Below are 12170 nucleotides of genomic sequence, written 5' to 3'. Positions count from 1 at the left end.
GTCTTGGAGCCTCCCCACACAAAGGGGGAACCAGCCCCTCACCCCAGCAGCTCCTGACCTATGTAATGGCCATCAAGACGCCCCGGGCAGGCGAACAGGCCGCTGCCTATGTGGGTCGTATACTGGTTCATCATGTCGAATTTCGACATGCGCTCGAATATCTTGGTGAAGGCCGTGCGGGGGTCCTGCTGATAGGCAAGGAACATCAGCCCGGCGTCAAACTCGTTGCCCTGCCGCCACGGGGGCCAGCGTTCGGCAATGTAGCTCAAACCGTTATCATAGGAATAAGACCGCCTCAGCAGCTCCGCACCACCATTCTCCTGCGGGGCGGCAAGGCGGGCGTGTGCATTTTCAGGCGTAATGGGGTTACCGTCTTTATCCGTCTGCTTCAGCGTTAGTGGTTCATATTCATGATGGCCACCAATGGGGGCACCGCTCTGCTTCTGACGCCCCATCGTCTCCTCCTGAAAGCCCGTCCTCGTACGGTCCCAATGCTCCAGGGCAATGCGGATGATGCGGGCCACAAGATAGGTTCCCCCCTGCATCCACGGTTCGTCCGTCGGAGCTGCCCAGAGGACCCGCTTCGCCACGGCGGGATTGGCTATATCGGGCTGTATGGTGCCATCCTTGAAGCCCATCAGATTGCGGGGTGTCTGATGCCGGCCAAACTCCGGTGAAAAACCGGTCTGTGCCCAGCGTGGGGTCGCCCTGCCATCCGCCAGACGGGCCAGGATGCGGATGGCATGAAAGGCCGTCTGCGGATCCGTCGCGCAGCTCTGGATGCAGACATCACCTCCCGTATGGGCCGGAACGAGCTGATCCCCCGTAAAGCGGGGCAGGTCGGCCAGCGGAGCCGGACGCCGGTCCGCAAGACCATACCGGTCTTTCCCCTCCTTCGTGAACAACCCCGGCCCGAAGCCGAAGGTCAGGGTCAGGCTCGCCTGCTCCAGACCATCCACATCACCGGAATCAACAAGATGCGGGGCGGGCCGGTGCGCCATCAGGGCCTCGGCGGCCTCCGTCCATGCCCTCATCATGTCGGCCACATCGGCCTTCTTCTCCGCCGTGAGATCAAACGTGATGAAATACAGGAACGGCAGCTGCGGCAGCATGATGCCGGGCTGATGACGCAGGGAAGAGGCCATCGCAAGGCTGGTGGCGGGGCGCATCAGCTCCAGCCCTGCCAGCCCCAGCGCCCCCCCCAGAAGAGTGCGGCGGGAAAGAGAAAATGTCATGGTTCTACTTTCACGGAAGGGCAACATTGAGCGTGTTCATGTCATCTTCGACATAATAGAATCCCCTGTTGTCAGGGGTCATCGCCAGACCGAACAGATCGCCATTGCCCGGGGGCTGCTGGGCCTGGTCATTGTCCACCCACTGGGCATAGAGCTGTTTCTTCGCCACGGGGTCTATCTCGACAACCTGCCCGTTGCGCCCGTTGGCCACCAGCAGGTGATGCCCCGGCACCCAGATCATCGCCAGTGGCCAGTTGAGCAGCTGCCCTCTGGTGATGATGCGCCCTACGGCATCATTCTGACGTGTCACGGGGGTCGTGCGGTTCACGGCATCATCAATGGCCGTGACCTCCTCATCATAGCCATCCGTGACATACAGCGTGCCGTCACTGTCCAGAGCCAGTCCGGTTGGCCCAAAAAGAAAATTGTCACGATCGGCACGACCGGCAAACCCGGTCGCTATGATTGACTGTCTGTCCAGCACAGGGGGCTTACCCGGCGGAACATGCAGATTGAAACGCATGACCGTCGCATTGTGCAGGATGGGTGGATAATGCGTTGCCGGGTCCAGAACATAGGGACTTGGCAGACCCGCCGCCGCCATGGAGATGAAAAGCGTGGCCGTGTCTCCGTTATCAATGCTGGCAATATTCCCCCACGGCCCCGTAATGTCCGGTCCTTTCCACGCCGTGGCGAATTTTCCGTTGGCATCAAAAACCAGAAGGCAGCCATCCCCCTTCGTGCCTGTTGTCCCGTCCTTGCTTGGCGTGCTACCGACAATGACCCAGCCCGCCTTGAGCACCGTCAGGGCCGTCGTGAAGCCGATCCCCCCCGGGCAGGCCGCCAGATTGGCCGGAGCACTGGCAAACAGGCGTATGTTTTTTGTCACGGGCGAATAGGCCACGATGGTCGTGCCGGTTCCCTGAAGATTGTTCACATTGTTGAAGTTGGTGATGAGCACCTCATCCTTCTTCAGGCTGCCCATGTCCTGCGGCACCAGATAGATCGCATAGGGATTGAGATCGCCATTGCCCGGACTTGTGGAAGCCAGCATGGCATGGCGGCGAATGGTCTCCAGAAACCCCTTCGGAGCAGCCTCCCCTCCCTGTGGAGCAAACACGGCAGCGAAAGCGAAGCAGGCCAGGCCGGGCAGAACTCTGCGTAGAAACTGTTTCATGAAGCACCTCCTACAGGGCAATGATCGCACGCAGACCAAGGACGGCAATGTCCTTCACGCGCCTGTCAGGGTGAAGAGTATTCGGCACCCCACCTGACGGATTGAAAATGTACTGGAAGTCCGGCTGGAGCTGGAGCCAGCCTGTCATCTGGCACTGATACATCAGCTCCATGTAGGTTTCCCCGCTCTGGGACGGCATGTAGCTCCCGTTGTAGAACCGGGTCGCCCTGTCAAATTTGGCCAGCGCCTTGCTGAAATGCGTGTAGCCCATGGCAAGCCCCAGCGTGTCATCCTGCCGGTATGGCAGCGGGTCCTTGAACGTGAAGCCGAAATTCAGGCTGAAATCGTTGGGCGCACGGTCGGACTGCGGCGTCCCCATCGCCCGGCCAAAGACATTGAATGTCCGGTTGGGATCGTAATGGCTGTGCCACAGCATCTGGTCCACCACCGCATACAGGCTGAAAAGGCCACGGTGACGGCGGGCCACGCCACTGCTGGCCGGAGACGCAAGCGGCACGTGCATGTTGTCCCAGTACTGGTCCGCAAAAGGCTCGGAATCATACCAGGCCCCGATGCGATAGACCCGTGAGAGCGCATCGGCCTGATCTGGCGAGACCATGGCCCCCAGGGCGGGATAGACATACTGGAACTCCACCAGAGCCAGCACACCCCGGTTCAACACGAAACTCGTCCCGGATGGATTGCTCTTCTGAGCATCCACACTGACATTATGAGCAGGACTGCCACTGAACACGCCAGCCTGCACATACAATGGTGTGGCCATCCAGTATTTCGCCCTCACCCCCAGTGAGGAGAGCGGATAGGCCGGTCCGCCACCGGGCATGTCCGCCGAAGGCACCATGGGCCAGCCGAACATGGTGTTGGCAAACACGAGCGCATTGCTGCTCACCATCCATTCCTGGTCCAGGCTCTGCTGGCCAATCTTTATGTCCAGAGCCTGCTGGTCCAGAAATTTCTGGTCAAACCACATTTCCCACAGGCGGGTGGAACGGTCTGCCTCGATCCCGCTGATGGTCTGGGCCACCTGAAGATTGTCATCACTGAGACTGCGCCCATGTATCTGTTCCATGCTGACCTGAAAGGTACCGCCGTACCAGCCAAAGGCCCGCTGCGTATTCAGTTGCAGCACCGCAACAGTCAGGCCGTCATAGGCGGCTCCCCGCCGTGTTCCGCCCGTGACATTGCCGAAAATCTCCGACGTCTCCTGAAGGGCAAAAACCAGCCCCGCCTTCCCCATGGCTGTCCGCAGGCCCCACATGCTGCCGAGCAGGTTGGAATCCCGTTTCCAGTTTGACAGAAACCCGAAGAGGCCGTCTGCACTCTCATCCCCTGCCGCTGCGGCATTGCCCAGATTGACCACGGGGGCACGGGCCTGAGCTGTAGTTCCCATAAAAAACGAGAGCAGGCCAATCACTGCAACCTGCACAGCACAATAACGGGACCGGGTGAACAGCCTTCTGAAAGTAAGGGTGGGCATGGCGGCTCCGATAACTGTTAATGATTCTTATTATTGATATCGGAAAAATTTTTCGATTCAATTAAAAATTGATTCTCATTCGCAATTGAAAGACGTTACCAGCACTCTGAACAGCCCATTCCCCTCCCGTCAAAGAAGCAGAATTGCCATGATGTCTACTCCCCACCATGATTGAAACACGAAGACAGCCCGCAGGCCCATCCGATCATCTTTCAGAACGTCTCTGCCACAATATCAGGAGGACACATCATCATGCTTTCCACCTCATGGGTCTTCTGGGCTCTGCTTTCAGCAGTTTTTGCTGCACTGACAGCTCTGTGCGCCAAGATTGGCGTCAACAACATTGATTCCGACCTGGCCACCTTCATCCGCACGCTGGTCATACTCGGCGTACTGGGGATGATCTTGCTGATTACAGGCAAATTTCACGAGACCAGAGGCTTCAACATGCGGGGCTGCCTGTTCCTGCTATTATCCGGTCTGGCGACGGGGGCCTCATGGCTCTGCTATTTCCGTGCCCTAAAGCTGGGCGATGCTGCCCGTGTTGCCCCCCTTGACAAACTGAGCGTTGTTTTCGTGGCCATACTCAGTGTCACCGTCCTCGGGGAGCAACTCTCCCTCAAGGGCTGGCTGGGAGTCCTGTTCATCGGGCTGGGAGCCATTCTGGTCTCCCTGGGGTAGACCTTTCTCCCCGTTATCAGTCGCCACAAAAAAACGGACCCACCCAGAGGGCAGGTCCGTTTTCTTCAGAAAAGACTCTTCTGTCAGAAGAGGGAGGCAGGCCTTCCCTCTTCCTCCAGCTTACTCGCCTTCTTTACCGGTTTCTTCTTCAACCGCAGCCGGCTCTTCCGTCGTTACGGGAGCCAGACGGCTGGCAAAGTTGCAGGCCATCAGGTAGCAGACGACCGCCGTACCGAGAGAAGCAAAAGCCGTGTTGCGCTCACCCGGATTGATCAGCATGGCCACGAATACCAGAATGATGGCACCCAGGCACAGGAGGCTGAGATACGGGAAAAGCGGCAGGGTGAAGTGCTTGCTCGTCCCAGAGCGTTTGCTCCGGCGGCGCAGCACGATGTACGTCGTGGAAATCAGCGCATAAGTCAGCAGGATCAGACCACCACTACAGTTCAGCAGGAAGCCGAAAATCTCGCTCGGTGCAAAGATCGAGGAGAAGGCGACCAGAAGACCAGCCACGGAGCTGATGGTAATGGCCATGCGGGGCGCCTTGTCCGGCGACGTACGCACCAGAAACGCCGGGGCATCACCCTGGATGGCCAGCTCTGTCAGAATGCGGGACGTGATGTACATGCTGGAGTTCAGGCAGGACAGCACGGCGCTGAGGATGGCGATCTGCATGATCAGCGCAGCACCCGGCACACCCATGGTCTGAAGCACGGCCACGAACGGGGACTTGCCCGGATACAGGCTCCACCACGGCACGATCATCGTGATCAGGCAGATGGAGGAAACGTAGAACATCATGATGCGCAGGCCGAGTGTCCGCGTCACACGGGAGACATTCTGCCCCGGATCAGACGTCTCGGACGCCGCCACGGTGGAGATCTCGGAGCCCATCATGGTGAACAGCACGGTCGGCACCAGCGCCAGCAGCGGCACGATCCCGTTGGGGAAGAGCCCACGACGACCAAACAGGTTGTGATGGACCGGCACACCCGGACCAAAAACATGCAGGACATACAGCAGCGCCAGCAGGATGAAGGCCACGATGGTGAAAACCTTGATGCTGGAAAGCCAGAACTCGCACTCACCAAAAATCTTCGGGGCAAAGAAATTCACAAACTTCATGCTGAGGATGAGGATGATCGACAGCAGCCAGACAGGCAGGTCGATCCAGTCCCGCAGCATCATGGCACCAGCGATGGCTTCCGAGCCGATCACGACCACCCAGAAGAACCAGTAGAGCCAGCCGGAGGCAAAGCCGATCCGGTCACCATGCGCAAGGCGGATATACTCCACGAAGGAGCCACGCCCCGGGTCGCTGACAACAATCTCGCCAAGCATCCGCATGATCCCCATGATCAGGAATCCGACGACAACGAACACAAGCGCAATGCCTGGTCCCGCTTTGGCAATGGCGGCACTGCTACCAACAAAAAGCCCGGCGCCGATCACGCCGCCGAGGGCAATCATCGCAATATGACGACTCGAGAGCCCCTTATCTTCGGCCTGAGCCTGGTCAGTGGTGGGTTCCTTCATGAAAAGGTCCTTATGAATAGTTGGCCGTGCAAATCGCCCATCCAGTAGATGACGGGTTCTCCGCTAAGTCATTCCCATTTTGTAACATCTACTGTCAAAATGGAAGCCGGAACAGATTAAAACTCCGTTCCTTCTCAGAAGTGACGGTAAAAATAAAGCTCCAGCACACCTGATGTCCCATGTATGGGCGGCATAGGCATGCCTCCCGGAACACCGGCCTTTGCCAGTGCCTTTCCCGCTGGCCCCGCAAAAGCAACACCGCCAGCAATCGCTCCTGATGTGTTGCCATCAAACGTGTATTCTGCGGAGAAATCAAGCTCATCCGACATGTGGCTCCCCACATTGCGGGACAAACCCGACCCTGTGGGGTAGAGAAAAGACAGGTCGTAGAAATGCAGGCCGAGCTTCAGCTCGTCCGCCTTGCGCAACAGATGGACAGGTGGGACACCTGTCAGATCCACCTGATGGATCTCCATATTGGACAGGGGAGACAGATACATGCCCGTGATTTCCCCCGGCCAGTAGCCACCATAGGTATACCGGCGCCCATCGTACAGAAAGTACGTATCATAATTGTGCTTTGTCCGGCTATGTGGGTTTTTCCCCCCGCTGAAACGGGTATAACGGTAAAAGACGTGCGGCTTCCATGGCAGGCTGGTGAACGTATAGCCTGGCTCGATATATGTCGAATAGGCACTGACCCCCTTGTAACCATTGCCCGCATGGCTGTTCTGCTCGGAAACGAATGTGCCATAGAGCGTGAAGTGCTTTGAGATGCCCAGCGCCCGGATGGGCACGAACGTACCACCCCAGCTCAGCTGACTGACATTCATCCCCTGCCTGTCCCCACGATTGGCGTAGTCGTAGGCTGAACCGATATTCGCCTTCCGCACATGAAAATAGGTCAGGGTCAGATAAGCCGCCCTGTCCTCGTAGACGGCCCCGCCATCCCCTCCTGGCCTGCTGCGAAACCATGTGATGTCAAACCCCTCAAACTTGGTCTCCGGCCTGTCATTATTGCGGGTCTGCTTGTTGTTGGTGTTGTTCTCCAGCATGAAGACATCCGCCCGCAGCGCCTTCCCCTGATATTTGATGACACCAGGGCCGGAAAAGGCAAACCGGGGCGCATACCACCAGGCGCCACGATCCCCGGAGCTGTAAGCACCCTTCCCCATCAGAAAGCCATCATCAATCTGGAACTTCTGCCGTCCTCCCTCAATGATCAGCTTCCGCTCCTTGTTGAAGGGCAGGTCTATGCCCAGATTGGCCTCCTCCAGCGTGACCGCACGAGGGGTCCGTGTCGTCTGGGAAATGCTCTCGGCATCGCCATCCCCCAATGTCGTGGAGCCAATGGCCGATGCCTGCCCGAATACGCTGAACCCCCAGGGCGTTTTCCACTGCCCTGCAAGAATGGGTTTGCCGTACAGCTCGGCATACGTCGTATCCTTGATGAGGGCATAGCCGCCCGTCCGCTTTTCACGGTACGACCCTGTCCCGAAGTTGGTATTGGGCAGAAAGAACGCATCACCCCCAATATCCAGAGAGGCCTTGAGAGAAATGTTTCTGGTCGCAACAAGTGTCTGGTCAGCATAAGCGTCAGAAATCACATAAACGTTGCCCAAAGCGGCCAACGAAACGAAGAGTTTCCGCAGTTTTGATGACATATGAGGAACCTTTTGGAAATTTTCCTCACAATTTTATTACAGAAGAACCGTTCCTTGTCTATCGACCGTCTGACTTGTTTATCAGTACAGTCTATGAAATGGAGACAATATAAAATTTATTCTTTTTCTTCATCATGACGATACTGCCTCACGAAAACACGCTCTAAATGGCAGTTTAGTAACCCTTCCACGCCCTGTTCCGTATCAAACCGGACAGAAGAACAGAAACGGAATGATGGGCGCTAATATTAAAAATGTTTATAAAAATAAATTTCCATTACACCGGAAGCTCCATGGATCTTCGGCATGGTCTGTCCATCCGGCACGCCAGCCTTGGCCAGTGCCCGCCCTGCTGGACCAGAAAAGGCAGCACCCGCTGCAATCGCACCGGATGTATTCGCATCAAAAGCATATTCTGCTGAAACGTTGACTTCATCCGACATATGTCGCTTCGTACCCGCAGGCAGGCCTGCGCCCGTGGGATACAGATAGGCAAGATCGTAAAAATGCAGGCCAAGCTTCAGCTCATCATCCTTCTTCAGCAGATGGACGGGCGGCACACCGGTAATGTCAAACTGATGGACCTCCATGTTGGAGAGTGGGGACATGTTGTTCCCCACAATCTCCCCCGGCCAGTAACCACCGTACGTGTAACGGGCACCATCATAAAGAAAAAACGTATCGTAATTGTGCTTCGTCCGGCTGTGGGGATCCCGCCCCCCGCTGAAGCGGGTGTAACGGTAGAAAACATGAGGCCGCCACGGAACCCGGGAAAACGTATAGCCCGGTTCCACATAGACGGCATAGGCACTGACCCCCTTGTACCCATTGCCTGCGTGGCTGTTCTGCTCGGAAACAAAATTGCCATAGAAGGTGATGTTCTTCGTGAAGGGGCGGCTCTTCATCGCAAAGGGCGTTCCCCCCCAGCTCAGGGCCGTCACGCTCATACCCTGCCGGTCCGCCCTGTTGGAGTAATCGTAGGCCGCTCCCTTGTCGGCATGGCGGACATAGAAATAGGTCAGCGTGACATAGGCCGCCCGGTCTCCGTAGGACGAGCCGCCATCTCCATCCGGACGGCTGCGGAAGAGCGTCACGTCAAAACCGACAAACTTCGTTTCCGGCTTGTCATTGCCGTAGGTCTGCCGGTTGTTGCTGTTGTTCTCCAGCATGAACACATCGGACCGGATGGATGTCCCCTCATACTTGATGACCCCCGGCCCGGAGAAAGCAAACCGGGGCGCATACCACCAGGCCCCACGCTCACCAGAGCTGTAGGCTCCCTTCCCCATGAGAAAACCGTCATCAATCTGGAATTTCTGCCGTCCCCCCTCGATGATCAGACGTCTTTTCCCATTCAGCGGAATCTTCACACCCAGATTGGCATCCTCAAGATTCACCTGCCGGGGCGTGCCGGAGGTCTGGCTCACGCTCTCTGCATCGCCGTCACCCAACGTCGTGGACCCGATGGCCGAAACCAACCCGAACACTGAAAAACCCCACGGGGTCTGCCATGTGCCTGAAAGCATGGGCTGGCCATACAGCTCACCAAGACCAACATTTTTCGTGCGTGTGTAATAACCCGCCTTGTGCGGTGCATAAGAGCCCGTGCCAAAATTGGCATTGGGGAAATAAAAGGCATCACCCCCAATATCGAGAGCGGCATTCAGGGTGATATCCTTGCGGGAAAACAGGGTCACGTCCGCAGATGCTTCAGAAGCGGTAAAAACACCAGCCGACATTGCAGCTGTACAAAGCAGTTTCCGCACCCTTGCCGCCATGACCATCCTTATTCTCAGGCTGTTCTGGCGGCTTATTACCTCATGTCTGCCATATAATCCAGAGAATGCAGCCCAGAGAATGTTACGATCTCGGAAAAATATTTCGAAAGAGCCTGCGCCTCATGTTCTCCACAGGCAGCCCGCCTTCCCTCAGCCCGGTACGCCGTCACCGCCGGTGATGCCCCAGACCTGCCCGGTCACGTAGCTGCTCTCCTGAGAGGCCAGGGTGACATAGACCGGCGCAATCTCCACCGGCTGTCCGGGACGGTACTAGGGTGTCTCCTCCCCGAAATGCTGCACGACGGACTGCGGCTGAGCGCCACAGACCTGCAACGGCGTCCAGAACGGCCCTGTGAACGATCTTCTGGCAGGTCGTCTCCTTCCGTATGTCACCCGGCAGAAACACCGCTTTCCGTCCGGCCTTCTGGATCAGTACGGCGACTTCACGGGCATCGCTGTCTTCCTGCGGCAGATAGCTGACGGCAACAGCAGACTGGGAACGAGATGATGCCATTCGCACAGGCATAGACTGTGATGCCGATATTGAATCCAATGGGAAGGATGTTCATCGCAAACAGACGAGGCCAGTGTTCACACAAGAACGTCATGACTTCCTCCGTGACCACAGCTTCCGAAGAAAGAAGGCAATGCCCTCAATCAGAAGAACAAGAAGGACGATGCCAACCACTTCGAAAATCCCTGCCATTATCAGGAACTTCTTGACGACCTTCTCAGTAGGACGACAAGCAACCTGTACGTCCGAAAGATTCAGCTTGGACGTACAGACCATGACTGTCTCGCTACCCTTGGGCATGGTCATGGTAATGGTGGCAGGAATGGAGAGGGGAGCAGCTTCGGCAACTACAGGAGCGGCGAGAAGCAGACCAATGACAAGAGCCGCCACACCGGAGAAAAACGCCCACCTGCCCACGGATGACACGCCCTCGCCTTCATGGCTGGCAGCAGCCTCACCTGGCCGGGTCGTATCCATCTCATCTCGGAACATGGGGCATCTCCTGTTCAACAGCTCTTCCTGATGAAGACCACCTTCTGCGAATATCGGCCATCACGTCAAGCTGTTTCAGTTCAACAGCTCTTCCTGATGAAGACCACCTTCTGCCCCGCCCCGCACGTCAACCGCCCTCCCGGAGCGCATCAAACGGTTTCACGTCACGATCCGTTTACATGACCATGCACGGCCCGTTCCGGTTCAGGAATGGTCTGGAAGGATCATCCCGGTCCGTCACGGGCGCAGCTGCCCTGTTCCGTGCACCTCATAACGCCATGTCATGAGCTGGGCCGGACCAACCGGGCCACGGGGCGGCAGGCGGCCTGACATGATGCCGATTTCCCCACCCAGTCCGAATTCACCACCATCACTGAACTGCGTCGAGGTGTTCCACATCACGATGGCACTGGGGACACGTTGCATGAAATACTGCGCCACGGCCTCATCTTCCGTCAGGATCGCCTCCGTATGACGGGACGAGAAGCGGACAATATGCGCCAGTGCCGCATCCACCCCTGCCACAACGGAAATGTTCAGAACCTTGTCCAGCCATTCCGTGGCAAAATCTTCCTCCGTGGCAGCGGGCAGTTCCGGCAGGATGCTGCGGGCGGCCTCGTCAGCCCGGAAGGTGCAGCCCTCTGCTGCCAGATCGGCCACAAGCTGCGGCAGGAGACCCGGAGCAATGGCAGCGTCGATCAGGAGCGTTTCCGTGGCCCCACAGATGCCGGGACGGCGCAGCCTGGCATTGCGCACGACCCTCCGGGCCAGCTCATGATCCGCCGCCGCATGGACGTAGCTGTGGCACAGCCCCGCCGCATGGGCCAGAACCGGCATCCGTGCCTCAGCCTGCACACGCTCCACCAGCGCGCGCCCGCCACGGACCACGGTCACGTCAATCAGCCCTGCTGCACGGAGCATGTCCCCCACATGCTCCGGCCCGGCATCCGGCACCATGAGCACGGCATCCTCCGGCAGGCCAGCACGGGCCAGCCCCTGCTGGATCACATGATGCAGGGCCTGTGTGCTGTGAAAACTCTCCGGCCCGCCCCGCAGCAGCAGGGCATTGCCGGACCGGATGGCCAGAATGGCCGCATCCACCCCGATGGTGGGCCGCCCCTCATGGATCATCCCCAGCACGCCAAGTGGCGTGGCCACACGACGCAGCTTCAGGCCATTCGGCTGCTGCCATGCGGCCAGAACCTGTCCGACCGGGTCTTCCAGGCCCGCAAGGGCGTCCACGCTGCGGGCCACGCCCTCAAGCCGTTCCGCCGTCAGGGTCAGCCTCTCCTGAAAGAACGGGCTGAGACTGGCCTGCTCAAGGTCCCGGCGATTGGCAGCCAGCAAGGTTTCCGTTCCGTCCCGCAAGCCTGCGGCCACATGGCGCAGTGCCGCCGTCCGCTGCCCTGCCGGACATACGGCCAGAATCCCGGCTGCCTCACGGGCACGCCGTGCCAGCACATGCATGGGCGGGACGTGAGCGTCCGTCTGCGTTCCTGTCGGCATGGGTCTTTCTCCTCCATCTCCACCGGCCCGGCCTCCCGCTGCCGGATGATCCGCACCATCCATCACCAGCCCCATCGTGCCGATCTGGA

General features: G+C 58.2%; 10 protein-coding genes. 1 reads left to right on the top strand and 9 read right to left on the bottom strand.

The window, feature by feature from the left end; translation table 11 throughout:
* Window positions 1–38: 38 nt before the first annotated feature.
* The 3 genes from DTQ13_RS07090 to DTQ13_RS07080 are packed head-to-tail and all read right to left on the bottom strand — an operon-like array spanning window position 39 to window position 3823.
* A complete protein-coding gene (locus DTQ13_RS07090) occupies window positions 39–1235 on the bottom strand; it encodes a Dyp-type peroxidase (RefSeq protein ID WP_248460424.1) in 1197 nt (398 codons plus the stop codon).
* A 10-nt stretch (window positions 1236–1245) separates the two neighbouring features.
* On the bottom strand, window positions 1246–2412 hold the full coding sequence (locus DTQ13_RS07085; RefSeq protein WP_043560787.1) for a hypothetical protein: 1167 nt from the start codon (window positions 2410–2412) through the stop codon (window positions 1246–1248).
* Window positions 2413–2422: 10 nt separating this feature from the next.
* Window positions 2423–3823 carry a carbohydrate porin gene (locus tag DTQ13_RS07080; RefSeq protein ID WP_248460423.1) on the bottom strand — a complete coding sequence of 467 codons (1401 nt, stop codon included), beginning with the start codon at window positions 3821–3823 and terminating at the stop codon, window positions 2423–2425.
* Window positions 3824–4162: 339 nt separating this feature from the next.
* On the opposite strand from DTQ13_RS07080, the gene DTQ13_RS07075 reads away from it, so the two are divergent.
* Window positions 4163–4591, top strand: coding sequence for an EamA family transporter (locus DTQ13_RS07075; protein WP_043561539.1), 429 nt, complete (start codon window positions 4163–4165; stop codon window positions 4589–4591).
* Between the two features lie 120 nt (window positions 4592–4711).
* Here DTQ13_RS07075 and DTQ13_RS07070 read toward each other — a convergent pair whose 3' ends face one another.
* The 6 genes from DTQ13_RS07070 to DTQ13_RS07045 form a co-directional block, all read right to left on the bottom strand.
* On the bottom strand, window positions 4712–6127 hold the full coding sequence (locus DTQ13_RS07070) for an amino acid permease (protein ID WP_052349139.1): 1416 nt from the start codon (window positions 6125–6127) through the stop codon (window positions 4712–4714).
* Between the two features lie 134 nt (window positions 6128–6261).
* Window positions 6262–7791: a hypothetical protein gene (locus DTQ13_RS07065; RefSeq protein WP_192848005.1), complete on the bottom strand. Its 1530-nt coding sequence runs from the start codon at window positions 7789–7791 to the stop codon at window positions 6262–6264.
* 248 nt (window positions 7792–8039) lie between these two features.
* Window positions 8040–9488, bottom strand: coding sequence for an alginate export family protein (locus tag DTQ13_RS07060; protein WP_227449654.1), 1449 nt, complete (start codon window positions 9486–9488; stop codon window positions 8040–8042).
* Between the two features lie 247 nt (window positions 9489–9735).
* Window positions 9736–10083 carry a hypothetical protein gene (locus DTQ13_RS07055; protein ID WP_197981594.1) on the bottom strand — a complete coding sequence of 116 codons (348 nt, stop codon included), beginning with the start codon at window positions 10081–10083 and terminating at the stop codon, window positions 9736–9738.
* Window positions 10084–10173: 90 nt separating this feature from the next.
* The gene (locus DTQ13_RS07050; RefSeq protein ID WP_248460422.1) at window positions 10174–10575 is read right to left on the bottom strand and encodes a hypothetical protein; all 402 of its coding nucleotides are present in this window, start codon (window positions 10573–10575) and stop codon (window positions 10174–10176) included.
* Between the two features lie 237 nt (window positions 10576–10812).
* On the bottom strand, window positions 10813–12081 hold the full coding sequence (locus DTQ13_RS07045) for a glutamate-5-semialdehyde dehydrogenase (protein WP_248461240.1): 1269 nt from the start codon (window positions 12079–12081) through the stop codon (window positions 10813–10815).
* Window positions 12082–12170 lie beyond the last annotated feature (89 nt).

This window comes from Parasaccharibacter sp. TMW 2.1888 (assembly GCF_023167265.1).
Lineage (GTDB): Bacteria > Pseudomonadota > Alphaproteobacteria > Acetobacterales > Acetobacteraceae > Bombella > Bombella apis.
Note: the sequence above shows the minus strand (reverse complement) of the source record. Positions and strands in the feature narration are given on the sequence as shown.

What these genes read in the sequence shown, in the direction of transcription:
- DTQ13_RS07050 (WP_248460422.1), bottom strand. Translation starts at nt 10,575, where the DNA reads ATGTTCCGAGATGAGATGGATACGACCCGGCCAGGTGAGGCTGCTGCC.
- DTQ13_RS07045 (WP_248461240.1), bottom strand. Translation starts at nt 12,081, where the DNA reads ATGCCGACAGGAACGCAGACGGACGCTCACGTCCCGCCCATGCATGTG.
- DTQ13_RS07070 (WP_052349139.1), bottom strand. Translation starts at nt 6,127, where the DNA reads ATGAAGGAACCCACCACTGACCAGGCTCAGGCCGAAGATAAGGGGCTC.
- DTQ13_RS07090 (WP_248460424.1), bottom strand. Translation starts at nt 1,235, where the DNA reads ATGACATTTTCTCTTTCCCGCCGCACTCTTCTGGGGGGGGCGCTGGGG.
- DTQ13_RS07055 (WP_197981594.1), bottom strand. Translation starts at nt 10,083, where the DNA reads ATGGCATCATCTCGTTCCCAGTCTGCTGTTGCCGTCAGCTATCTGCCG.
- DTQ13_RS07080 (WP_248460423.1), bottom strand. Translation starts at nt 3,823, where the DNA reads ATGGGAACTACAGCTCAGGCCCGTGCCCCCGTGGTCAATCTGGGCAAT.
- DTQ13_RS07065 (WP_192848005.1), bottom strand. Translation starts at nt 7,791, where the DNA reads ATGTCATCAAAACTGCGGAAACTCTTCGTTTCGTTGGCCGCTTTGGGC.
- DTQ13_RS07085 (WP_043560787.1), bottom strand. Translation starts at nt 2,412, where the DNA reads ATGAAACAGTTTCTACGCAGAGTTCTGCCCGGCCTGGCCTGCTTCGCT.
- DTQ13_RS07075 (WP_043561539.1), top strand. Translation starts at nt 4,163, where the DNA reads ATGCTTTCCACCTCATGGGTCTTCTGGGCTCTGCTTTCAGCAGTTTTT.